The 21544-nt window shown below is 62.2% G+C and carries 22 protein-coding genes and 1 pseudogene; 14 read left to right on the forward strand and 9 right to left on the reverse strand.

What is annotated here, in order from left to right:
- The first annotated feature begins 1 nt into the window (after window position 1).
- Window positions 2–1027 (forward strand): ABC transporter ATP-binding protein, encoded by a 1026-nt coding sequence (locus DevBK_RS00965; RefSeq protein WP_317184137.1) that lies wholly within the window; start codon window positions 2–4, stop codon window positions 1025–1027.
- Complete coding sequence (locus DevBK_RS00970) at window positions 1024–1866, forward strand: ABC transporter ATP-binding protein (RefSeq protein WP_317184138.1); 843 nt, start codon at window positions 1024–1026, stop codon at window positions 1864–1866. Before DevBK_RS00965 ends, DevBK_RS00970 begins: the two co-directional genes overlap by 4 nt.
- Here DevBK_RS00970 and DevBK_RS00975 read toward each other — a convergent pair.
- Window positions 1863–4187 (reverse strand): HWE histidine kinase domain-containing protein, encoded by a 2325-nt coding sequence (locus DevBK_RS00975; protein WP_317184139.1) that lies wholly within the window; start codon window positions 4185–4187, stop codon window positions 1863–1865. The two genes, DevBK_RS00970 and DevBK_RS00975, sit on opposite strands and share 4 nt — an antisense overlap.
- Complete coding sequence (locus tag DevBK_RS00980; RefSeq protein ID WP_317184140.1) at window positions 4184–4477, reverse strand: hypothetical protein; 294 nt, start codon at window positions 4475–4477, stop codon at window positions 4184–4186. The genes DevBK_RS00975 and DevBK_RS00980 overlap by 4 nt, the downstream gene beginning before the upstream one ends.
- A 180-nt stretch (window positions 4478–4657) precedes the next feature.
- Here DevBK_RS00980 and DevBK_RS00985 point away from each other — a divergent pair, with 180 nt between their 5' ends.
- The 5 genes and pseudogenes from DevBK_RS00985 (at window position 4658) to DevBK_RS01005 (ending at window position 7462) form a co-directional block, all read left to right on the forward strand.
- On the forward strand, window positions 4658–5197 hold the full coding sequence (locus tag DevBK_RS00985) for an SRPBCC family protein (protein WP_317184141.1): 540 nt from the start codon (window positions 4658–4660) through the stop codon (window positions 5195–5197).
- Complete coding sequence (locus DevBK_RS00990; protein WP_317184142.1) at window positions 5197–6366, forward strand: zinc-dependent alcohol dehydrogenase; 1170 nt, start codon at window positions 5197–5199, stop codon at window positions 6364–6366. Before DevBK_RS00985 ends, DevBK_RS00990 begins: the two co-directional genes overlap by 1 nt.
- Before the next feature lie 147 nt (window positions 6367–6513).
- A pseudogene (locus tag DevBK_RS00995) lies at window positions 6514–6639 on the forward strand (DUF892 family protein); the annotation flags it as partial.
- Between the two features lie 34 nt (window positions 6640–6673).
- Window positions 6674–6850, forward strand: coding sequence for a hypothetical protein (locus tag DevBK_RS01000; RefSeq protein WP_317184144.1), 177 nt, complete (start codon window positions 6674–6676; stop codon window positions 6848–6850).
- A gap of 108 nt (window positions 6851–6958) precedes the next feature.
- A complete protein-coding gene (locus DevBK_RS01005; protein WP_317184145.1) occupies window positions 6959–7462 on the forward strand; it encodes a response regulator in 504 nt (167 codons plus the stop codon).
- On the opposite strand, the gene DevBK_RS01010 is transcribed toward DevBK_RS01005, so the two are convergent.
- Window positions 7446–8102, reverse strand: coding sequence for a Crp/Fnr family transcriptional regulator (locus tag DevBK_RS01010; RefSeq protein ID WP_317184146.1), 657 nt, complete (start codon window positions 8100–8102; stop codon window positions 7446–7448). The genes DevBK_RS01005 and DevBK_RS01010 overlap by 17 nt on opposite strands.
- A gap of 460 nt (window positions 8103–8562) precedes the next feature.
- Here DevBK_RS01010 and DevBK_RS01015 point away from each other — a divergent pair, with 460 nt between their 5' ends.
- Complete coding sequence (locus DevBK_RS01015) at window positions 8563–9249, forward strand: Crp/Fnr family transcriptional regulator (protein ID WP_317184147.1); 687 nt, start codon at window positions 8563–8565, stop codon at window positions 9247–9249.
- Window positions 9250–9254: 5 nt separating this feature from the next.
- Here the strand turns inward: DevBK_RS01015 and DevBK_RS01020 are convergent, their stop codons facing one another.
- The 5 genes from DevBK_RS01020 to DevBK_RS01040 form a co-directional block, all read right to left on the reverse strand.
- The gene (locus DevBK_RS01020; protein ID WP_317184148.1) at window positions 9255–9527 is read right to left on the reverse strand and encodes a hypothetical protein; all 273 of its coding nucleotides are present in this window, start codon (window positions 9525–9527) and stop codon (window positions 9255–9257) included.
- Between the two features lie 205 nt (window positions 9528–9732).
- The gene (locus DevBK_RS01025) at window positions 9733–9975 is read right to left on the reverse strand and encodes a hypothetical protein (RefSeq protein WP_317184149.1); all 243 of its coding nucleotides are present in this window, start codon (window positions 9973–9975) and stop codon (window positions 9733–9735) included.
- 135 nt (window positions 9976–10110) lie between these two features.
- Complete coding sequence (locus DevBK_RS01030) at window positions 10111–11160, reverse strand: LacI family DNA-binding transcriptional regulator (protein WP_317184150.1); 1050 nt, start codon at window positions 11158–11160, stop codon at window positions 10111–10113.
- 135 nt (window positions 11161–11295) lie between these two features.
- A complete protein-coding gene (locus DevBK_RS01035; RefSeq protein WP_317184151.1) occupies window positions 11296–12405 on the reverse strand; it encodes a CehA/McbA family metallohydrolase in 1110 nt (369 codons plus the stop codon).
- A gap of 84 nt (window positions 12406–12489) precedes the next feature.
- A complete protein-coding gene (locus tag DevBK_RS01040; protein ID WP_317184152.1) occupies window positions 12490–15576 on the reverse strand; it encodes an alpha-mannosidase in 3087 nt (1028 codons plus the stop codon).
- A 180-nt stretch (window positions 15577–15756) separates the two neighbouring features.
- Here DevBK_RS01040 and DevBK_RS01045 point away from each other — a divergent pair, with 180 nt between their 5' ends.
- Window positions 15757–16899: an alpha-D-ribose 1-methylphosphonate 5-triphosphate diphosphatase gene (locus DevBK_RS01045; RefSeq protein WP_317184153.1), complete on the forward strand. Its 1143-nt coding sequence runs from the start codon at window positions 15757–15759 to the stop codon at window positions 16897–16899.
- A complete protein-coding gene (phnN, locus tag DevBK_RS01050) occupies window positions 16896–17453 on the forward strand; it encodes a phosphonate metabolism protein/1,5-bisphosphokinase (PRPP-forming) PhnN (protein WP_317184154.1) in 558 nt (185 codons plus the stop codon). The genes DevBK_RS01045 and phnN overlap by 4 nt, the downstream gene beginning before the upstream one ends.
- Before the next feature lie 137 nt (window positions 17454–17590).
- Here phnN and phnF read toward each other — a convergent pair whose 3' ends face one another.
- Window positions 17591–18316 carry a phosphonate metabolism transcriptional regulator PhnF gene (gene phnF, locus DevBK_RS01055; protein WP_317184155.1) on the reverse strand — a complete coding sequence of 242 codons (726 nt, stop codon included), beginning with the start codon at window positions 18314–18316 and terminating at the stop codon, window positions 17591–17593.
- Window positions 18317–18392: 76 nt separating this feature from the next.
- On the opposite strand from phnF, the gene phnG reads away from it, so the two are divergent.
- From phnG to DevBK_RS01075, 4 genes are all read left to right on the forward strand, one after another.
- A complete protein-coding gene (phnG, locus tag DevBK_RS01060) occupies window positions 18393–18848 on the forward strand; it encodes a phosphonate C-P lyase system protein PhnG (RefSeq protein ID WP_317184156.1) in 456 nt (151 codons plus the stop codon).
- Entirely contained in the window at window positions 18848–19432 is a 585-nt protein-coding gene (gene phnH, locus DevBK_RS01065; RefSeq protein WP_317184157.1) for a phosphonate C-P lyase system protein PhnH, read from the forward strand. The genes phnG and phnH overlap by 1 nt, the downstream gene beginning before the upstream one ends.
- A 1-nt stretch (window position 19433) precedes the next feature.
- Window positions 19434–20516: a carbon-phosphorus lyase complex subunit PhnI gene (locus DevBK_RS01070; RefSeq protein WP_317184158.1), complete on the forward strand. Its 1083-nt coding sequence runs from the start codon at window positions 19434–19436 to the stop codon at window positions 20514–20516.
- A 103-nt stretch (window positions 20517–20619) separates the two neighbouring features.
- The gene (locus DevBK_RS01075; RefSeq protein ID WP_061910096.1) at window positions 20620–21495 is read left to right on the forward strand and encodes an alpha-D-ribose 1-methylphosphonate 5-phosphate C-P-lyase PhnJ; all 876 of its coding nucleotides are present in this window, start codon (window positions 20620–20622) and stop codon (window positions 21493–21495) included.
- Window positions 21496–21544 lie beyond the last annotated feature (49 nt).

Consider the following 21544-nt stretch of genomic DNA (forward strand, 5'->3'; position numbering starts at 1 on the left):
CATGCTGTCTGTTGTTGAGAAAACGCCGCTCAGCGTCGACGCCGCTCCGGTGCTGAAAGTCGAAGGCCTCAAGGCCTATTACCAGATGAACTACTTTGGCGTACGCCGGGAGGTTCGGGCGGTCGACGATGTGACGCTGACCATCAAGCGCAACGAGATCTATGGGATTGCTGGGGAGTCCTCCTCGGGGAAATCTTCGCTGATCAAGACCATTGCCGGGGCGATTACGCCGCCGCTGCGGGTGGTCGAGGGCTCGGTCAAATTCGATTTCGGCGGCCAGACGCTCGACGTCTATGGCGAGCCGGAGCGGATGAAAAAGGCGCGCTGGCAGCACCTCTCCTATATCATGCAGGGTTCGATGAATGTGCTGAACCCGGTGCGCAAGGTGAAGCACGCGTTTCACGACTTTGCCTTCGAGCATATGGGGCTTTCGGAACGAGCATTTCGGGAGCGGGTGGAAAAGCACCTGCAGCGGATCGGGCTTGATCCGCGGGTGCTGGAGTCCTTTCCGCACCAGCTTTCGGGCGGAATGCGGCAGCGGCTGACGATTGCGTTGGCGACGGTGTGTGAGCCCGACTTCATCATTGCGGATGAGCCGACGACGGCGCTCGATGTCTTGGTGCAGCAGGATGTGCTGGCGCTGATCAAGGATATCCAGCGGCGCATGGGCGCTTCGATCATCTTCGTGACCCATGACATGACGGTGCATGCCGCGATCGCCGATCGGATCGGCATCGTCTATGCGGGGCGGCTTGTCGAAGAGGGGCCGACGCTCGATGTGTTCAGGCAGCCCCAGCACCCCTATACGGCACATCTGATTGCGAGCTTGCCAAGGCTCGGGGACAAGACGCGGCGCTCGGCTCTGCCGGGGAAACCGCCGAACCTTGCCGAGCCACCGAATGGCTGCCGGTTTCATCCGCGCTGCCCGCTCGCGATCGACAAATGCAAGACCGATAATCCGCCGCTCGAGAACAGGCTTTCAGGCCGGGTCGCCTGCTGGCGGGCCGGGGAGGTGGCTGCAGCATGAGTGCACTTCTTGAACTCGACCATGTGAACAAGGACTATGCGATCGGCGGGTTCATGGACCGCTCGATCCTTCATGCAGTCAAGGATGTCAGCTTCACCATCACAGACGAGGCGCCGGAGATTTTTACGATCGTCGGGGAGTCGGGTAGTGGCAAAACGACGACGGCGCGGATGATCCTTGGCAATGAGACGCCGACAAGTGGGCGCCTGAGCTTTGCGGGCCAGGATATCGCCGGCATCAAGAGCCGGGCGGATAAGCTGAAATTCATGGCCAAGGTGCAGCCTATTTTCCAGAACCCGTTCGAGGCATTCAATCCGCTCTCGACGCTCGATTATTATCTCTATTCGACGGCGAAGCGGTTTCTGGGGCTGAAGCGCAAGGCAGAGATCGAGGCGGCGGTCGACAAGGCGCTCAACCATGTGGGGCTGAGCCTTGCCGAAGTCCGCGGACGCTATTCGCACGAGCTTTCGGGCGGGCAATTGCAGCGTATAGCGGTGGCGCGGGCGCTGATCCCGGAGCCGAAACTGATCGTGGCGGATGAGCCGGTGTCGATGGTCGATGCGTCATTGCGCATGTCGATCGTCAATCTGTTCCGGGATCTGCGCGATACGCTCGGGGTCTCGATCATCTACATCACCCATGATCTCTCGACGGCCTACTATATCTCGGACCGCGTGATCATCATGCATAAGGGCGATGTGGTGGAGGCGGGCGCGGCGCAAACGGTATTGGGCAATCCGCAGCACGATTATTCCAGGGCGCTCGCGAGTGCGGTTCTGCCGCCCGATCCGGTTTTGGCGCGGCGGATCATCGAAGAGAAGATGGCGGCGCGGGGCTAGGTCTCCGTCGGGCGGAGAAGGCGGTGGACCGCCTGCACGACTTTGAGGAGTGATGCCGGCTTCTGGATCTGGGTGATGCCGGCAAGGCCGGGCGGGATGATCTCGGTGTCGTAGCCGGTGAGAAAAAGGAACGGGGTCGCTCGTTCGCCGAGATAGGCAGCGAGTCCGAAGCCGGCGCCGGTGCCGAGATTGATGTCGAGAATGGCGGCGTCGGGATGTTCGGTTTCGGCGCTTTCCTTGGCGCGCATTTCGTCGGCGAAGGGGCCGATGACGGTTGCGCCGGCGCGTCGGAGAGCGGTCGAAACGTCGGAGGCGAGGAGATAGTCGTCTTCCGAGACGAGAATGCGATAGCCGGACAGATTGGGCGCCTGGGCAAGATCGAGACTGCCGCCGTGGACAGAGACGGGGGTCGGCGAGGCGGTGTCTAGAATGCTGGCCTTTTCGGGTAGCGGGAACTCGAGAGTGCAACGGAGGCCGGTGGGTGAGAACTGCATCTCGCCGGTGCCGTCCAATTCATAGGGAATGCGTCGCTCGATCAGTTCGCTGCCAAAGCCGCGACGGCGTGGTTCGCTGAGATCTGTCAGTCCGCTTTCGTGCCAATCGATGTGGAGCCAATCGGTGCCGCGGCGCACTTGCTGGGTCCACCGGATCGTGAGCTTGCCGTGGGGCACGGCGAGGGCGCCATATTTGGCGGCATTGGTGGTGAGTTCGTGAATGGCGAGGGTCAGGACCTCGATGGCCTTGGGGCCGAGTTCAATGGGCGGGCCATCGAGCGTCACCTGCCCAGGCTGGGGCGCGTGGGCCGAAACCTCTTCCTCGATCATCGTCCCCAAAATTTTGCCGGTCTCGGTGCTACGCGTCAGTAGAGCCTGGACGCGGGCGAGGGCGGTGAGGCGGCCGGCGAGGAGGCTTTGGTAGCTCGCGACGCTGTCGGCGGTCGAGGCGGAGCGACTGGCGATGGACCGGATCACCGCCATGATGTTGCGCACGCGATGCTGCAATTCGGCGAGCAACACGGCCTGGTGTTCGGTCGAAATGCGCGCGTCAGTAATGTCGGTCGAAAAGCCTGCGATCCGCTCGACCTGGCCAAGATTGTCGAGAAGCGGAAAACCGGTGCTGCGGATCCAGCGGAAGGCGCCATCCGAGGGGCGGAGGATGCGGTAGTCGTGAACAACGGCGTCGCCGCGCCGGATTGCCGCAACATTGGCCATGACGTCGGGGCGGTCCTCCGGGAGGATCATCGCGTCGAGCGCGCGGGCATCGGCGCGGGCGGCATCGGGGGATATGCCGAGGACGGTTTCCATGGCCTGACTGGCGAATTCGACGGCAAGAGTCTTGGCGTCGCGGATCCAGAGCGCGTCGGACGAGGCGTCGGCAAATTTGCGGAAGCGTTCCTCGCTGGCGCGAAGCGCAGCCTGGGCGCGCTTTTGTTCGCTGATGTCCTGGAAAAGCACGGCCACCTGGCGCGTTTCGGGGCGGCCGACGCGGAAGGCGTAGAGATCGAAGGTGCGATCTTCGAGCGCGGAGGAGTTTTCCTCAAAGCGTAGGCTTTCGCCCGTCACGGCGACGCGGTCGTAGATCTCGATCCACTTTTCCTCGATGTCAGGCGTCAATTCCTTGATGGTCTTGCCGGTCGCATCATGGAGGCCGTTATGGCGCTCGAAGGCCGCGTTGACCTCGATATAGCGCCAGTCGACGGCCTTCGTGCCGTCGTAGAGCATCTGAATGATGCAATAGCCCTGATCCATGGAGCTGAAGAGCTCGCGGTATTTTTCCTCGTTTTGACGGAGCGCTGCCTCGGCGCGGGCGCGTTCGACGGCGGCCCAGGTGCGCTCGGCCGTCGCCTCGGTCACGGCGACCTCGGTGTCGGTAAAATCGTGCGGGCCGGCAAAATGAACTGCGAGGATGGCAACGAGGCCGCCATTTTTAACGAGGGGCACATTGAGCGTAGCGCCAAGGCCGAGGGTGGCGTGGGCGGCTTTTTCAGCGGGGCTCAGGCTTGGGTCGGCCTGGATATCGGGGCGAATGGAGGAGCGGCCAGCAAGGAGGGCCGTCATGAGTTCGATGCCGTAATCGGCGTAGCGATAGCGGCCGGCAAGGCTCGGACCGCGATTGGTCCAATCCCGGGTCAATTGCACATGGACGCCATCGCCGAGGTCTTCGGCATAGGCGACGCGGTCGGCATCAAGTTCGAGCGCAAGAACACGCTGGGCGACGACCTGGATTTCAACCGGATCGTAGAGTTGGCGGATCGCGTCGGTCAGCTTGAGGAGATAGGCCTCGATCTGAAGCCGAGCCCCGGCCGGTGGTTGGCCGATCACGGATACTGCTTCAGAACGGGCTTTTGGAGGCCGCCATCGTCGGACACCTGATGCTCCTCCGGCGACGCGGGAACAGGGGCATTGCCATAGGGACCTCGGCTGCGTTCGCGTTTTATCTGGCGGGCGGCAAGGGCGTCCGCCTCGATTTCAGTGTCGGCGACGAGCGCGGCAGCTTTCGCTGCGGGGATGCCGAAGTCTTCTGCGAGAAAACTCACCTCTTCGTCCTTGGGCTGCATGCCGAAACTCCGTGTTGCGATGGGCGATGGATCGAACTGGAAATGTTCGAACATGGCCCGGAGTTGCGCTAGGCCATGGCTAGCATGGCGGAGATGGCGGCACGATTACGCAGGTTAATGGATCGGCGCCGAGTGTGCGTCATCAGGGACTTAACCTGAGGCAGGTGCTGAACCTTCGCGGATTCCCAGCCATTTGCCCGGCATGTCCAAGCCGGCAATCAGGAGGAATTTTTGATGAGCGACACCAGCGTCGATGACGCACCAAAGCGCGCGAGCAAGGATGACAAGGACGGCGATCTGGCAGTGGTCGGCCGGTCGGTGCTGGTCGGCAAGCCCATTGCCGAAGTCTATGAAGGCTGGCGCGACCCGACGCGGTTTCCCGGCTTCATGAAGGCCGTCGAGGCGGTGGAAAAGCGGGGCGAAGACTATCATTGGACGGTCCGCGCCCCGCTGGCGCAGACGGTGACGCTCGTGACCAAGATCACCGAAGACGTGCCGCACAAAACAATTGCTTGGGAATCGACCGAAGATTCCCAGATCAAGACGCGCGGTCGCGTGACGTTCGAGACCGCGCCGGCCGATCGCGGCACCGTGGTGACCGCTGACATCTCCTATGCGCCGCCGGGCGGAGACATTGGGCGGATCTTCGCCAAGCTCTTTGCGGTCGAGCCCAATATCCAGGCGCGGCACGAGCTCAAGCGCTTCAAGATGCTCATGGAAACCGGCGAAATCGCCACCGGCAGCTTTCACAGCAAACAGAACGAGGAAAACTGATGCGGGCGCTCACCTGGCACGGCAACAACGACGTTCGCGTCGACACTCACCCCGATCCCGAAATTCTCAACCCACGCGATGCGATCCTAAAGGTCACATCGACCGCCATCTGCGGGTCCGACCTGCACCTTTATGACGGCGTCATTCCCGGCCTGATATCGGGCGATATTCTCGGCCATGAATTCATGGGCGAGGTGGTCGAGGTGGGGCCCAAAAGTACGCTCAAGAAGGGCCAGCGCGTCGTTGTGCCTTTCACCATTTCCTGTGGTGGATGCTTCCATTGCAAGAAGGGTCAGTTTTCGGCGTGCGACAATTCCAATCCCGCGGAAAAGCAGGATGCGAGCGAAAAGCTTTATGGACACGGCATGGGGGCAGCATTTGGATACACGCACCTGACCGGTGGCTATGCCGGCGGACAGGCGGAATATGTGCGCGTGCCGTTTTCCGATGTCGGGCCGATCGTCATTCCCGATGAGCTGGGCGACGACGATGTGCTCTTTCTTTCCGATATCCTGCCGACGGGCTGGATGGCGGCGGAAAATGCAGAAATCGAGCCGGGCGATACCGTTGCCGTCTGGGGCGCTGGGCCGGTTGGGCTCTTTGCGGTGCAAAGCGCCGTCATCATGGGCGCGGCGCAGGTGATCGTCATCGATCACCACGAGCATCGGCTGGAACTGGCCAAGCAATTTGGCGCCAAGACCATCAATTTCGAGAAGACGCATGTGCGCGAGGCATTGATGGAGATGACCGCGGGCATCGGGCCTGATGCGGTGATCGACGCAGTGGGCATGGAAGCCCATGGGTTTGTGGTCGATAATGTTCTCGACCTCGTCAAACAGAAGATCGCGCCGGGTGCGGATCGTGGCCATGCCTTGCGGCAGGCGCTGCTGGCGTGCCGAAAAGGCGGGCGGGTTTCTGTCCCCGGTGTTTATGGCGGCATGCTCGACAAGTGGCCGCTTGGCGCGATGATGGAAAAGGGCCTGACCATCAAGGGCGGCCAGACCCATGTGCAGCGCTATACCGAGGATCTGCTGCGGCGCATCATGGAGAAGGAAATCGATACGACCTTCCTCATCAGCCACCGGTTGTCGCTCGAAGAAGCGCCGATGGGCTACAAGAACTTCCACGACAAGCAAAACGAATGGACCAAGGTCGTGTTGAGGCCCTGATCCGTGAAGCGGCCGGCGCTGATGCTTCGGCCGCTTCGCCATTTGAATATGTCGCCAATGCCGTGGTTTAGGCGGGATGATCTGAGATGGGGCAGGCAGCTTCGAGCGTGCCCCGCCGTTCCCTTGGAGAGACCAGCGGAGAGAACGATGTCGACACCAACGGAAATCTACCTCACCGGATTGCGCAACGCTCACGCTATGGAACATCAAGCGCTGGCGATCATGCGCCCGCAAGTCGAGCGGATCGAGCATTATCCGGACGTCGAGACGAAGAAGTGACGGCGGCGTTTAGTGACGGCATTCGGCAATGAGCGAGCCTGACAGGCGGTCCAAAACCGACAAGGTGATTGTCGATAACGCGCAGGGGACGGCTGAACGTCTTCTCCTCGGGACCAATCCCTATGGCAGCATGCTGCGGATTTTTGGTGTCGTGCTGGCGTTTATCCTGATCGCCGGCACGGTGTTTTATGTGGTGGGTCAATAATTAGGCGCGCCACACTCAACAAATGTTAGCGCGGACAGAGCCTATCCTGCTGTAGGTTAATCGTTCAAGTCTTGGCCCTTTGGGCTTCCACCAACGGAGGAATGACCAATGGATCTCGAGGGAAAACGGATCTTGGTCGTCGAGGACGATTTCTACCTCGCCGATGAAATGTGCCAGGATTTGCGCCGGCAGGGCGCGATCGTTCTCGGACCGGCGCCGACTCCTTTTTATGCCATGCAATTGCTGGGGCGGCGCGGTGTCGATGGTGCAGTGCTCGATGTGCGCCTGCACGGCACGACAGTGTTCAGCCTCGCCGATGAACTGACGCGCCGGGGCACGCCGATCATCTTTGCAACGGCCTTTGGCGACGAGGCGATGCCGGAGCGTTACAAGGGCAAGCCGCGGCTGACAAAGCCCTATGATCGCTCGCGGCTCATCGAAGCTATTCTCGAAATGGGAAACAGGCGGCCGGCCGAGCCGGTGGCGCAGCCCCGGATCATGGCGCGGAGCGCCGCAGACGATAACCGGGATGCAGATCCTCGGACGCGCATGATGCGCGCGATCTGCGTGACGATGCGCCGCTCCTACGAAGCGGCTAGCGCGCGTCAGTGAGATAGGCCGGCGAGAAGCCGGCAATGCGCTGCAGCTCCGCCTGATCGAGCAGATTGATGCGCGCGCCGACGGTGCGGACAAGACCCCGGCGGCGCAATTCCTGCAAGGTGCGATTGACGTGAACGGCCGAGAGGGCAAGGTAAGCGCCCATATCGGCCTGCGTCATGTTCAGAAGAAATTGCGCATGATCGGCAAGGCGCACGCGGCGCAGGCGGAATTCGAGCTCGCAAAGAAAATGCGCCATGCGCTCGAGCGCTGTGCGATGGCCGATCGAGAGCAGCAACTCCTCGGTAACGGCGGTGTCGATCGAGAGATTGGCGAGCAGGGCCGCCAGAATATTGGGATAGTGCTCGCACAGGGTGATGACCTCTTCCATCGGCGCGCGCATCACCGTACATGGGGTAACGGCGCAGAGGGTGGAGAGTGTCATGTGCCCGGTGACGATGGCATAGCAGCAGATATCGCCGGGCACGACCAGCGACATCAGCCGCCGCACACCGTCTTCCATGGTGCGCTGGCGAAAGACCATACCGCTCGAAAGGAGGCAGAGGTCTCTGCGGCTATCGATGCTGCCGTCTGTGGGGACGTTTTGCCGAGTCCATGAGAGGCCGGCTAGGGCCGCGACATCGTTGTTTTTCAAGAGGCCCGTTTCCCAGAGGCGCTTGAATATAACAGGCCCGGGCATAGGCGTTTCGAATGGCTTTACATTGCTGGCGAGCATTATCTGTCCAATCCATTCCCCCTATTGAATACAACTCCGACCGCGCGCGATCGGAGCAAGAGTTTTCTGAATTGGTCTGAGAGACAAATGTGACTAACGCAGGTTAGATGGACGACAGACTATTTAGATCGATTTCGAGGCCGCTAATGCCTTGTTTAACCTATGTGAATTGCACGGCGCGCAACGGCCTATAGGGTCAAGTCCAGATACGAAGAATCATGGGCTTGCCGTTGAAAACGAACAATAATTCTGGGGTGGAAAGCGGGTGCCCCGGCTGCGGAATGACGTGGTTCACGCAATGCGTAACGCTTCGGGCGCGACCTGAATGAGGGGCGCGCTTCGTCCAACCCTGAGCCCGGGGGAAATCTGGCACCGGCGATTGACCGATTTGATGGATCTTTCCGAGGGCGCACGCGCTGCGGTGCGCGATGCCGTATCGGTGCCACGCAGCTATCAATCGCGCGAGCACATCGTACGGGACGGGCTGGAAGACACGGCTGTGCGCGTGTTGCTGTCGGGTTTTGCCTGCCGCTACAAGTACCTGCCGGATGGCAGCCGGCAGATCACGACATTTATCGTGCCGGGCGATATCTGCGACTTTGGTTTTCTCTCCGATAGCCCGGCATCGCAGAGCGTTGTGACGCTCTCGCATAGCACCGTCGGCATGGTCGATCTTGATCGATTGGCGGGGATCGTCGAGCAATATCCCGAGGTGATGACGGCGATCCTGCGCTGCGCTGCGATCGAGCATGGGGCGACCAATGAACTGCTGGTCAGCCTTGGTGGGCGCAACGCGTTGCACCGAGTCAGCCATCTCCTTTGCGAGATGCACTTCCGGCTCAATAAGGCGGGGCTGGTGCGCGAGGATGGCAGCTTCGACCTGCCACTGACGCAGGCGGAGCTGGGGGAGGCACTCGGGCTTTCGACGGTGCACGTCAATCGCACGGTGCAGGTCTTGCGCCGGCTGGGTCTCGCGACTTGGCGGGACAAGGTCGTGACACTGCCGGACCCCGAGGGGATGCGGTCGCTGTGCTCGTTCGATCCGGGATATTTGCAGGCGCGATAGGCGGTTTATCCTGCGCCTTTGGGCGATTGGGGGCTCGATCCGCCGGTCAGAACCTCAGCCCAACGTGACGATTGGCTGGCCTCACGGGCAGCATCGGTTGCGAGGCCGATCAACAGGGTTTCGACGGCGGATGGCGCGGGTGTCTCGGTAAGGGGCAGGCGAAAAAGCTTGGCGCCGGTTTTGACGTGGATCTGTCCATGCTCGACGAAATAGGTCGCGTGATAGGACCTGCCTTCGTGCTCGACGGACAGATCGCGAACCAGATTTGCCTCAATCATCGCCTTGCTCCTCAAGCGCCTTGGCGCTGCCGTGCTTTGCGATATGCGTGGGCGCATATCGCATGAGAGAAGCGACCTTGAATCTGGCCGATCTTGCAGCGTCATCAAGCAAGAACCAAACCCAAGGTCGTTGGCAGAACTTTGGGCGAAATGCTTGAGTTCCGCCACCCACTTTCGGGTTATCGTAGGATAAGAGGCGTGGACCCTAGCGTGGTGTCGGTCCCCACCAGATCAGCGCGATCGCGGCGGCGGCAATGGCTGCGATGACGAGGATATAGACGAGGAGGCCGCTGGCGCCCCCGCGGCGGGTGAGGTCGCTTCGATCTGGCTCGGGCTTGAAGGCGGTGGCGGTGCCGCCGGCCTCGGCGTCGGTTGGCAAAGGCGCGGCGGCGGGATCGGGGAATGCGACCTTATCGCCGGTGCGGCCGGCATCGATGCTGGCGCGCAATTGCTCGCCGCCTGCTTGAGGGCGTGGCTTTGGGTGGAGCGGGATGATGCGGTCGGAAATTGTAGGCCTCCAGTCTAAGAAGGCCAATGCGAGGAGCTGCGGGCTGTTCCGCTGTTTATCAAGGGTCGTAGAAGCTTAGCCGACGCGGCGGACGCTGCCGCGGATAGTGAGGCGACAGCCGAGTTCGAGGCGGTGGGCCGGCGGATTGAGGAGCGCATTGACGATGCGTCGCTCGAGGAGATGCAGGGCTTCGGCGCCCATATGTTCGAGGGGGACGCTGACGGTGGTCAGTGAGGGTGAGGTAAATTCGCCGAGGGCGACGCCGTCGAAACCGACGATGGAGACATCCTGGGGCATACGGATGCCGGCGCGATGCAGCGCCGTCATGGCGCCGAGGGCAAGATTGTCGGCGGCGCAGAAAATCGCGGTGATGCCGCCGAGCCCATCATGGTCTTTGAGCCAGCGCTCGATGGCCGCGGCGCCGTATTCGGGCAGATAGCCATCGGCAAAATGGACCTGGGCCCCGTCGATTGCGATATTATTGGCGCGGAAGGCATCGATAAAGCCGTCGCGGCGGCGGCGGATGGTGGAGCGGCCTTCCCAGGTGAGGTGCATGATCTGGCTATGGCCTTGGCCGATGAGCCAATTGGTCGCGTAACGGGCGGCGAAGCGATTGCCGGGGGTGACGCTATCGATCTGCATTTCGTGGTCTTCGCCATTCATCAGGACAGCGGGAATGCGGGCAGCGGCGATGTCGTGGAGGAGCTCGGGGCGATCGTCGTTGAGGATGAGGACGCCATCGACCTCCTGGCTCTGGGCCTTTTCGACGATCTTTGCGCCATCGGCCATTTCGGGGCCAATTTCCATCGGGATGACACGAATGGCGCGGCGCTCGCATTCGCGCGTGAGGGCGCTGAGAAGGGTCCAGGAATAGAGGTTGTGTTCGTTGTGCGGGAGCGTGTCGGTGGGCACGGCGAGGAGGACGCTGCGGAGGACGGCGATGGCTGCCTTTTCGCGGCGGCGAGCGAGATAGCCGAGGGCATTGGCGGCGTTGAGGACGCGCTCGCGGACTTCGGCGGAGATGGGGGCAGTGCCATTGAGAACATGGGAGACGGTCGAGACGGCGACGTCGGCGGCCTCGGCGATGTCCTTGACGCCGACTTTTCGGCTTGGGTCTCTTACCATGTTTTTGGGCTCGCCGGTGATCGGAGGGGCCAACCCAACCACTTGCTGTCATCCCCGCGGAAGCGGGGATCCATCTTGAGATCTCAGGATGGGCCCCGGCCTTCGCCGGGGTGACAGCCGGTGGGCAAGACGGCGTCAGAACTCCGGATCGTAATTGAAGTAGATGGGATTCGACAGGGCGACCATGTTCTGGCTTTGCGCCATGGAATTGGGGACTTCGGGATAGGGCGCCTGGGGGCCTTCGATTTCAACACGATAATAGCTGCGGTCGGTGGGCGATGGGGTGTCGGTGAAGCGGGCAGTGCGGGTGGTGGTGTCGGTGAGAAGGGTCGCGAATTCGCTGCGGTTCTTGATGACGTGGACTTGGTAATTGGCGCCGGGGATACCGCCGCCCGAGAGGCGGACTTCGAAGGTGACGGGGGCGCCTGTCGGGATGACGTTGTCGCCCATCATCATGTCGAACTGGCCGGTTCCCGTCGTGTCGGCGAGGAGTTCGACGCGGGGGTTGTATGGGTTGGAGCTGACGGAGGCGCGGCCTTGTTTGAGGGCTGCGAGGATCGCTGGCTTGGTGCGGTCGGCGGCGAAAATCCAGGTCGTCGGGGTGCCGACGTAATTGCCTGAGCGCTCGATGGTCAGCGGGACGATGAGGGCCGGATCGTCGGGCGCGCCATGGTGGGAATCGCTGCCGCCGCGGGCGCCGAGCATGCGACCGGAGAGGAGTTGATCGTCCCAGATGCGGACGCTCGGGATATTCTTGGGCCAAATGCTGGTGTTCCAGATTTCGACGCTGTCGGCGAGATCGAAGGAGAACCCATAGTGATTCTTGTGGTGCGGATGATTGGCCGACCAGTGAATGCCGAGGTCTTGCTTGAGTTTGAGAAGGTCCCAATCCCGCGCATTGCGGGCGTCGAAGATGGCTTGGTGATCGTAGGGCTCGGCCGAGAGAATGTTGACGTGGCCGCGGGGGGCGGTGAGTTCGGCGCCGTAAAAGAGGAGCACGCTTTCGGACAGGTATTCGGGGTCGGCCCAAGTGTTCTGGGCGACGGCGCCCTGGACGTGGACGTCATGGTCGGTGATGGCGAGATAATCGAAGCCGAGCTTTTCCGCGAAGGTGATGATGCGGGATTGGGGGTTGTTGGAGCTGTCGGTGGAGTGCCGGCAGTGCATGTGCCAATCGCCCTTGAGCCAGATGCCGTTCTCGACGCCGAGGAGCGGGGGGAGGGTGCTGGGGAGGGGTGGGATCATGGCGGGGCTCGTTGTTTGGGGGACCCCCACCTAGCCTCCCCCTGGGAGGGGGAGGGATGAAGCGGGGGCTCACGTCGGGCGGGCTCAGCCCAAAGCGATGGTTTTGATTTCAAAGGGTTTGAAGGTCAGGTCGATGGTTTTGGCGCTCTCCGAGAGAGTAGACGTGTCCGCTTCGTAGAGATCGGTTTCGCTGATCCTTGTGGCGCTGGGGAGAGTCAGGGTGACCGTGCCGGCCTTGTTTTGGGTTTCCCAGAGGCGGAGGATCATGCGCTGGCCGTCTTCGCTTTGCTTGACGGTTTCGATGGCGATCTGGTCGCTAGAGAGAGTTGCAAGGGCGCTGAGGGTGGGTGCGGCGGAGGATGAGCCGGCGAGGAGGCGCAGGGGCTGGTTGAAGGTGGTCGCGGCGTTGTGGACCACTTGCAGATCGCCGGCGTGGACGAGGAGCGCGTAGCGAAGGCGATGCTCGCCTTGGTCGGCTTCGGGCCAGGGGAAGACCGGGGATTTGACCAGGGTCAGGCGCAGTGTCGAGCCCTTGGCGTCATAGCCATATTTGCAATCGTTGAGCGCGGCGACGCCGAAGCCGGCCTCGCTGAGATCGACCCAGCGGTGCATCGAGGTTTCGAAGCGTGCTTTATCCCACGACGTATTGGCATGGGTGGGGCGGGTGAGGTGGCCGAACTGGGTTTCGGCGCGGCTGGCATCGGTGCGGATGGCAAGCGGGAAGCCGGTCTTGAGGAGCGTCTGATGCTCGTGCCAATCGATCATGGTGTCGAATTCGAGCTGGGCGGCGTCGGCGGCGAGCGAGATCACCTGGACGATGCGGGAATTCTCATAGGTCCACTCGAAGCGGATTGCGGCGCGCCAGGGGCCGGTTTCGACGACTTCGGCCGAGACCAGGGTGTCGACCGGCCAGGACTGGTCTTCGACATAATCATCGATGTCCCAGGCGTCGAAATCGATCGGGATATCGCGATGGGCGACAAAGGTGTTTCCGAGCTTGCCGGGCTGGATGGCTTCGCGATTGCGGATTTTGTCGAAGAGGGAGGTGAGCTGGCCGCGGGTGTTGAAGGTGGCGCGGAGGGCGGTGTTCTCGAGATGGGTCGGGGAGACGGAGAGCGTGGTTTCGGGAGCGGAAGCCGTTGTCTCTGTAAAGGTCAGGGCAGTGGCGGAGAGGGGCGCGAAACCGGCGGAGGGAGCTACGGTTTCGGTTGAGCCGTCGGCGCGGGTGATGGTTTGGGCCGTAATGGTCTCACCGGAGACGGCGATGGCCGATGTGCCGGCGGGCAGCGTCAGCAGATCAGTGCGCGTAAGGCTCGTGGAATTGAGGACCGTGTAGGTGCCGGCTGTCGCGAGGGGCGCGGCGAGTTGGTCGCGAAGGGCTGCGGCTTCGGCGAAGAAGGCGGCGTAGTCGCGGTCGCTGTCTTCGTAGACGAAGCCGATCGAGGTTCCGGGAAGGATGTCGTGGAACTGGTTGAGGAGGACCGTCTTCCAGAGCCGCTCCAGCGTGTCCTTGGGGTAGGCGATGCCATGCCGGCTCGCGAGGACGGCGAGAACCTCGAGATCGTGGAGCGTCTGTTCGGCGAGGCGATTGTTGCGCTTGTTCTTGGCGACAGAGGTTAGCGTGCCGCGGTGATATTCAAGATAGAGCTCGCCGACCCAGCTGGGGAAAGCTTCGGGCTCGCGGTTCATGCGCTCGACGAGGCGCTTGAAATAGGGCGCCATGGGCTCGTGTTTGATCTTGGGGCAGCCGGGAATGCCGCGCTCCATGCGGCGGACATTTTCGAGCATGCCGCGGGTGGGGCCGCCGCCGCCATCGCCGTGGCCATAGACGAGGAACAGTTCGTCGTGGAGGCCCTGCTGGCTAAAGCGCTTCCAAGTGCCCATGACGTGGCTGGGCACGAGATCGGGGCAGTAGGTGGTGTTGATCCCATCGTATTCGTAACGCTGGGTCGTGAGGAAATAGGCCGGAACCTTGGTGCCGTCCAAACCCTGCCAGAAGAAGATTTCGTGCGGCATGCGGTTGGTGTCGTTCCAGCTCATCTTGTGGGTGATGAAAACTTCAAGGCCGGAAAGGGCCATGAGCTGGGGCAGGGCGGCAGTATAGCCAAAAGTGTCCGGGAGCCAGACGATTTTCGGCGTCACGCCGAATTTTTCCTGATGATATCTAACGCCCTTGATGATGTGGCGGACGAGGCTTTCGCCCGAGGCGATGACGACGTCGGGTTCGAGCCAGAGCGCACCTTCGATCTCGAAGCGGCCGGCTTCGACCTGACTTTCGATGCGGGTGAACAGCTCGGGATAGTCCTCTTCGAGATAATCGAGCAGCACGCCCTGATTATACATGAAGCGGTAGTCGTCATATTCGTCCATCAGCGAGAGGGCATTGGCCATGGAACGCGCCATTTTCTGGCGGGTTTCGCGCACGCGCCAGAGCCAGGCGACGTCGATATGGGTGTGGCCGGTGGCGACGATCTCGGGCATGGCATCGGCGTCGGCCTCGGCGTAGAGGGCGTCGGCGCGGGTGCGTGCGGCTTCCAGGCTCGCGGTGAAACGTTCGGGATTGCCGGGGCGCAGGTCGATGAGGTCGATGGCGTCATCGATATGGCGGAGGAGGCGGGCGCGGCGGGCATCGTCGGGCTTGAGGAGCCGGGCGACGTCGAGCGGGACCTTTAGGTCGTAGTAGACGATTTCGGCGAGGCGATCGAGCGTGACCAGTTCGACGGCAAAGCCGAGTTGGCGACGGTTTTCGATCGTGCCGGCCTCGATGAGGATGTCGATGGTTTCGCCGCCGGTGGCTTTGGAGGTGATGCGGAATTCACGGTGATTGCCGTCGCCGCCGCTGGCGATCTTGCCATTGAGGCGGACGAGAAGCTGCGGATCGCTGCGGCCCATGACTGAGCCGAACTGGGCTTCGACGCGACCGAAGACGGGTTTGCCCGCCATTTCCTGAGGCAGGGTGACGGAGCCGCCGAACCAGTAATAGCCATCGGGCTCGCCCCAGACGAGGTTCTGGTCGACGTCGGTCCAGCCGCTGCGGTCCTCCAATGCAGCGAGGTTGCGTTCGCCATTTTCCGCCTGCCGGTGCTTGAGCGGCACGAAGATGCCGGAGCGCTGGAAGATGCGCTCGCGGAGCACGGCGAGCAGGCGGTCGAGCTTGGCAATACGGGGCATGGGCAGACTTTTTCAATGGGACGCTGTGATTCAATTGACGGGTAGCGATAGCGAAAAACTATGGCGAGCGCGCGATAAAAACGTTGCAATGCCGAGATTTCAGCGGTTTTCCGCTTGTCGTTTCGGTGTCACAGTTTTGCTCTATCGCAGCGCCACTTTTCCCTTTTCGATTGGCCCGCCATGCACGCCCTAGACGCCACAGTATTGAGTAATGCTCGTATCGTTCTTGCCGATGGCATCCACGAAGGCGCGGTCGAAATCGCGGGCGGGGTCATCACCGATATCGGTTCGGCGAGCCGGCGCGGCACGGATCTGAACGGCGATTATCTCATTCCGGGGCTGGTGGAACTGCACACCGACCACCTGGAGACGCATTATGCGCCGCGGCCGAAAGTGCGGTGGCATCCGGTGGCGGCGGTGCAGGCGCATGATGCGCAGATCGCGGCTTCCGGCATCACCACTGTGTTCGATGCCATTCGTGTCGGGATCGACGAGCATGCCGATATGGGCGCGGTGGAGCTGCGGATTTTGGCTGATGCGGTGACGGCGGGCGTCAATGCCGGGCGGCTGCGGGCGGATCACCTGATCCACCTCCGCTGCGAGGTTTCGGCGCCGGATTGCCTCGAAAGTTTCGAGCAGATCATGGACCATCCGTTGGTGCGGCTAGCCTCGCTGATGGACCATGCGCCGGGGCAGCGGCAGTTTGCGAGCCCGGATGCCTATAAGGTCTATTATCAGGGCAAGCTGAAGATGACGGACAATGAGCTCGCCGAGTTCATCGCGCGACGCTCATATGAATCAGGGACTTATTCGGACAAGCATCGCAAGGCGCTCGCGGCGCTGAGCGCGGAGCGGGGCATTGCGCTGGCAAGCCACGACGATGCGACCAAGGCGCATGTGGACGAGGCCGTGGCGCTGGGCATTCGCATTGCCGAGTTTCCGACGACGTTTGAAGCCGCGCAGGCTTCGCGCGATGCGGGCATGGCCATCCTGATGGGCGGGCCTAATGTGGTGCGCGGCGGATCGCATTCGGGCAATGTTTCGGCACGCGATCTGGCGGCGGCGGGGCTCCTCGATATTTTATCGTCCGACTATATTCCCTTCTCGATGCTGCAATCGGCATTTTGCCTTGCCGAAGAGGTGCCGGGGATAAGTTTGCCGGAAGCGATCGGCTTCGTGACCAAGCGCCCGGCGGACGCGGCGGGGCTCGATGATCGCGGCGAGATTGCCGTGGGTAAGCGCGCGGACCTCGTCCATGTGCGCGTCGAAGAGGGCATTCCGATCGTCATGACCGTGTGGCGGCAGGGACGGCGGGTTATATGACCGGAACTATTGTCGCCGTCGTGGGCTCGAGTGGCGCTGGCAAGGACAGCGTGATGAACTTTGCGCGCGAGCGGCTGGGCGACGAGATCAGCACCGTAAGGCGCGTGGTGACACGGCCGGCCGATGGCGGCAGCGAGGATCATGACAGCCTCTCCGAGGCTGAGTTCCTGGCAGCGGAAAGCCGCGGTGAATTTGCGCTGAGCTGGGAGGCGCATGGGCTGCATTACGGGCTGCCGGTGTCGCTCGATCGGAATCTTGGCGAGGGGCAGGTGGTTGTTGCCAACCTCTCGCGGGCGGTGATCCCGGACCTGTTGCGGCGCTATCCGACGGCGCTGGTGGTCGAGGTCTGGGCGGAGCCGGAAGTGGTTGCGAAGCGGCTGGCCGGGCGCGGGCGCGAAGATGCCGGGGAGATCCGGCGGCGGATGGACCGGAGCGTCGCGGTGAGACTGCCAGCGAGCACGGTGCGGATTGATAATTCGGGCGCGCTGGATGTGGCTGGGGAGCAGTTTGTGGGGCTGCTGAGGGATTTGTTGCGGGTGGGGGTTAGGGCTTAGATTCCTCAGGGCGGTGCTTTTGGCTCCACCGTGTCATTCCCGCGAAAGCGGGAATCTCTGTTTGTGTAGAAGGGGTTCCCGCTTCCGCGGGAATGACGCCGAGATCGTCGGGAGCGTTGGGGGCTATAGCCCCAGTTTCACACGACCAATTCCATCCGTTCCGCCGGAAACCGACTGAGCGCGTAAGACAGCGGATTGCCGTCGGGGTCGGCGTTGACTGCCTCGGAAACCAAGACGATGGCGCCGGGGGCGAGGCCCAGAAGCCGGGTTTCTTCGACGTCGGCGTGGCGGGCGGAGATGCGGGTGGTGGCGCGGACATAGTCCGGGAAACCGTAGCTTTCGAAGGCGCGGGTGATCGAATTGAGTTCGGTGAGGCGGGCGGCGAAATCTGGAAATTGGCGATAGGCGAGCCAGGTGGTCGAGCGCGATAGCGGGACGCCATCGGCGAGCGAAACGGCTTCGAGCCGCACGACCTTGGCGCCGGGTTTTAAACCGAGGGCTTCGGCGACCTGTGCGCTGGCATTGTCGATGCGGTCGCCCAGGGTGTTGGTGACAACGGTGTTAGCCTGGCCCTTGAGGCCTTCGCGGAATCGGGTGCGCTTGCCAATGGGGTAGCTGAGGCGGCGGATGCTTTTCACGAAAGTGCCGCGGCCTTGTTCAGCGATGACGACGCCTTCTTCGGCCAGCACTGAGAGCGCGCGGCGGACCGTGTGGCGGTTGGCGGAAAAGCGTTCGGCGAGAATGGCTTCGGTGGGGAGGCGATCGCCATTGGCGAGCTTGCCGCCGACGATGTCGAGGCGGATCGCATCGGCGATCTGACGCCAGAGCGCGACGCCGCCCTGTGCCGATTTCAATTTTGTCATTGCACTTTCACACACGAAGCGTAGAGCGGAACTAGTGAGATTAGTTGTCTAGTTTATTAGACAAATCGAGGCAAGCATGAAGAGCGAGATTTCTGCCGAGCAAAGCGCGAGAAAGCGGGCGCTGGATGTGCTGGCGGCAGCGCCGGCAAAGGCGCTGGCCGAGCGCTGGGCCGCGTTTGGCGAACAGCCGCAGCATCAGCGCATTCGCGGACCCGAGACAGGGCTCGTCATGGTGCGCGGCCGGGCGGGCGGCGGCGGAGCGCCGTTCAATATCGGCGAGGCGACGGTCAGCCGGGCGAGTGTGCGGATCGTAACCGGGGAAGTGGGGCACGGGTATTGCCTGGGCCGCGACCTCGATAAGGCCGAGGCCATCGCGGTTATCGATGCGCTGCGCCAGCGCGAAGCGGCGCGGGTGGACGCGGAAATTATCGCGCCGCTCGAAGCACTTGGGGCTGAGCGCGACGCCACGCGGCGGGACGAAGCGGCGGCGACGCGGGTCGATTTTTTCACTATGGTGCGGGGGGATAACTGATGCTTTCCCATGATTTTGGCGCCGGTTTCACCGAGCCGGTGCGCGAGGCGCAGGTGGTGTTTCGGGCGGTTTTGGATGCCTTGGCGAACCCGGGGACAATGCAACACCTGCCTGTAGCGGGCACTGAAATGGGTGGATTGGGTAGCATTACGCTAACGTTGAGCGACCACGACACGACGATCTGGTTATCGCCTGCGCTCGATACGGAAGCCGCGCGCGGGTTCGTCGGGTTTCATACAGGGGCGAGCATTGTCAGCGATCCGGCCAAGGCCACTTTTGCCTTTGTGGCGCGTGGCGATGCGCTGCCCGATCTCGCCAAGTGCAATCTTGGGACCCAGGAATATCCCGATCGCTCGACGACGATCGTCGCCGAACTGCCCTCGTTGAGCGGTGGGCCGACGCTGGTGCTGCGCGGGCCGGGCATTCGCGACATGGTTGAGATTAGCCCAGAAGGGCTGAGCGGGGATTTCGTCAGTCAGTGGGGAGAGAACCGCGAGCTGTTTCCGCGCGGGGTCGACCTTTTGCTTGTGGCTGGTGAGCAGGTGATCGGCCTGCCGCGATCCAGCCGAATTGTGGAGGCCTGAGATGTACGTAGCCGTAAAGGGTGGCGAGGCAGCCATTGCCAATGCGCATCGCCTGCTGGCGGATCGGCGGCGCGGGGATCGGTCGGTGCCGGCGCTGCGGCTCGATCAGATTGTCGAGCAGTTGGGCCTCGCGGTGGACCGGGCCATGGGCGAGGGGTCGCTTTATGACCGGGAACTCGCGGCGCTGGCGCTGTTGCAGGCGCGGGGCGATCTGATCGAGGCGATCTTTCTGGTTCGGGCCTATCGCACGACATTGCCGCGGTTTGGCTATTCGGAGCCGATCGATACCGGAGCGATGAAGATCGAGCGACGAATTTCGGCGACGTTCAAGGATCTGCCGGGCGGTCAGATGCTCGGGCCAACGTTTGATTATACGCACCGGCTGCTGGACCCCAGTATCGTGGGCGAGGATGCCGAAGTGCCGGCGGTTCGCGAGGCCGAGGATGAACGGGCGCCGCGGGTGACGGATCTGCTCGGGCGGCAGGGGCTGATCGAACCGGATGGCGAATTGCCCGAGGGGCATGAGGTCGGCGATTTGACGCGGGAGCCGCTTGATTTTCCGCTCAACAGGGATTTGCGACTGCAAGCGCTGGCGCGGGGAGACGAGGGATTTCTGCTGGCGCTCGGCTATTCGACGCAGCGTGGCTATGGCCGGACGCATCCTTTTGTCGGCGAAATCCGCATCGGGGAAGTCGAGGTCGAATTCGACATTCCTGAGCTGGGTTTTGCGGTGAGCCTCGGGCGGGTTCGAGTGACCGAGTGTCAGATGGTCAATCATTTCAAGGGTTCGGCGACCATCCCGCCGCAGTTTACGCGCGGCTATGGGTTGGTGTTCGGGCAGGCGGAGCGTAAGGCGATGGCCATGTCGCTGGTCGATCGGGCGCTGCGGGCCAAGGAGTTTGGCGAAGATATCACCGCGCCGGCGCAGGACGAGGAATTCGTCATTTCGCACTCGGACAATGTGCAGGCGACGGGCTTCGTCGAGCACCTCAAACTTCCGCATTATGTGGATTTCCAGGCGGAGCTGGATTTGATCCGGCGGATGCGGGCGGAATTTGAGGGGAAGCAGGAGGCTGCGGAGTGAGTTTCTCCCTCTCCACTCCCGCTGAAGCATCCCCCTCATCCCGCGCTGCGCGCCACCTTCTTCCCGAGGGGGAGAAGAATAGGAAGGCATTGGAGGCGCTGAAATGAACGCCGTCGCAAACTATAACTTTGCATATCTCGATGAGCAGACCAAGCGGATGATCCGGCGGGCTATTTTGAAGGCTGTCGCCATTCCCGGGTATCAGGTGCCGTTTTCCAGCCGCGAAATGCCCATGCCTTATGGATGGGGCACGGGTGGGGTGCAGGTGACGGCGTCGATTATTGGGCCGGATGATGTGCTGAAAGTCATCGATCAGGGAGCGGATGATACGACCAATGCGGTGAGTATCCGGGCGTTCTTTGCCAAGGTGGCGCAGGTCGCGACGACGACGCACACGGCTGAGGCGACGATCATTCAGACGCGGCATCGGATACCCGAGCGGAAGCTCGAGGCGGGGCAGATCCTCGTGTATCAGGTGCCGATCCCCGAGCCGCTGCGGTTTTTGGAACCGCGCGAAACCGAGACGCGAAAAATGCATGCGCTCGAGGAATATGGGCTGATGCATGTGAAGCTCTATGAGGACATTGCGCGGCATGGGCGGATTGCGACGACCTATGCTTATCCGGTCAAGGTCGAGGGGCGGTATGTGATGGACCCGTCGCCGACGCCGAAATTCGATAATCCGAAAATGCATCGGAGCGAGGCGCTGCAGCTGTTTGGGGCGGGGCGTGAGCACCGGATCTATGCGGTGCCGCCGTTTACGGATGTCGTCAGCCTCGATTTTGAGGATCATCCGTTTGAGATTCAGCATTTTGAGGAGCCCTGCGCGCTGTGTGGCGCGGAGGGGGTGTATCTGGATGAGGTCATTTTGGATGATCGGGGCGGGCACATGTATGTGTGCTCGGACACCGACCACTGCGAAGAGCGGCGGGAGGCGGGGTTTGTTGGGGTGTTGGGGATGAAGGAGGCGGCGGAGTGACCTTTTACGCTCATCACCCCCTCCCAACCTCCCCCATCAAGGGGGAGGT

Origin of the sequence: Devosia sp. BK (assembly GCF_032907385.1) — a bacterium.
Taxonomy (GTDB): Bacteria; Pseudomonadota; Alphaproteobacteria; order Rhizobiales; family Devosiaceae; genus Devosia.

Excerpts from the sequence above, each read along its gene's own strand:
- DevBK_RS00965 (WP_317184137.1), top strand. The coding sequence starts at position 2 with ATGCTGTCTGTTGTTGAGAAAACGCCGCTCAGCGTCGACGCCGCTCCG.
- DevBK_RS00970 (WP_317184138.1), top strand. The coding sequence starts at position 1,024 with ATGAGTGCACTTCTTGAACTCGACCATGTGAACAAGGACTATGCGATC.
- DevBK_RS00980 (WP_317184140.1), bottom strand. The coding sequence starts at position 4,477 with ATGTTCGAACATTTCCAGTTCGATCCATCGCCCATCGCAACACGGAGT.
- DevBK_RS00985 (WP_317184141.1), top strand. The coding sequence starts at position 4,658 with ATGAGCGACACCAGCGTCGATGACGCACCAAAGCGCGCGAGCAAGGAT.
- DevBK_RS00990 (WP_317184142.1), top strand. The coding sequence starts at position 5,197 with ATGCGGGCGCTCACCTGGCACGGCAACAACGACGTTCGCGTCGACACT.
- DevBK_RS01000 (WP_317184144.1), top strand. The coding sequence starts at position 6,674 with ATGAGCGAGCCTGACAGGCGGTCCAAAACCGACAAGGTGATTGTCGAT.
- DevBK_RS01005 (WP_317184145.1), top strand. The coding sequence starts at position 6,959 with ATGGATCTCGAGGGAAAACGGATCTTGGTCGTCGAGGACGATTTCTAC.
- DevBK_RS01020 (WP_317184148.1), bottom strand. The coding sequence starts at position 9,527 with ATGATTGAGGCAAATCTGGTTCGCGATCTGTCCGTCGAGCACGAAGGC.
- DevBK_RS01030 (WP_317184150.1), bottom strand. The coding sequence starts at position 11,160 with ATGGTAAGAGACCCAAGCCGAAAAGTCGGCGTCAAGGACATCGCCGAG.
- DevBK_RS01035 (WP_317184151.1), bottom strand. The coding sequence starts at position 12,405 with ATGATCCCACCCCTCCCCAGCACCCTCCCCCCGCTCCTCGGCGTCGAG.
- DevBK_RS01040 (WP_317184152.1), bottom strand. The coding sequence starts at position 15,576 with ATGCCCCGTATTGCCAAGCTCGACCGCCTGCTCGCCGTGCTCCGCGAG.
- DevBK_RS01045 (WP_317184153.1), top strand. The coding sequence starts at position 15,757 with ATGCACGCCCTAGACGCCACAGTATTGAGTAATGCTCGTATCGTTCTT.
- phnN (WP_317184154.1), top strand. The coding sequence starts at position 16,896 with ATGACCGGAACTATTGTCGCCGTCGTGGGCTCGAGTGGCGCTGGCAAG.
- phnF (WP_317184155.1), bottom strand. The coding sequence starts at position 18,316 with ATGACAAAATTGAAATCGGCACAGGGCGGCGTCGCGCTCTGGCGTCAG.
- phnG (WP_317184156.1), top strand. The coding sequence starts at position 18,393 with ATGAAGAGCGAGATTTCTGCCGAGCAAAGCGCGAGAAAGCGGGCGCTG.
- phnH (WP_317184157.1), top strand. The coding sequence starts at position 18,848 with ATGCTTTCCCATGATTTTGGCGCCGGTTTCACCGAGCCGGTGCGCGAG.
- DevBK_RS01070 (WP_317184158.1), top strand. The coding sequence starts at position 19,434 with ATGTACGTAGCCGTAAAGGGTGGCGAGGCAGCCATTGCCAATGCGCAT.
- DevBK_RS01075 (WP_061910096.1), top strand. The coding sequence starts at position 20,620 with ATGAACGCCGTCGCAAACTATAACTTTGCATATCTCGATGAGCAGACC.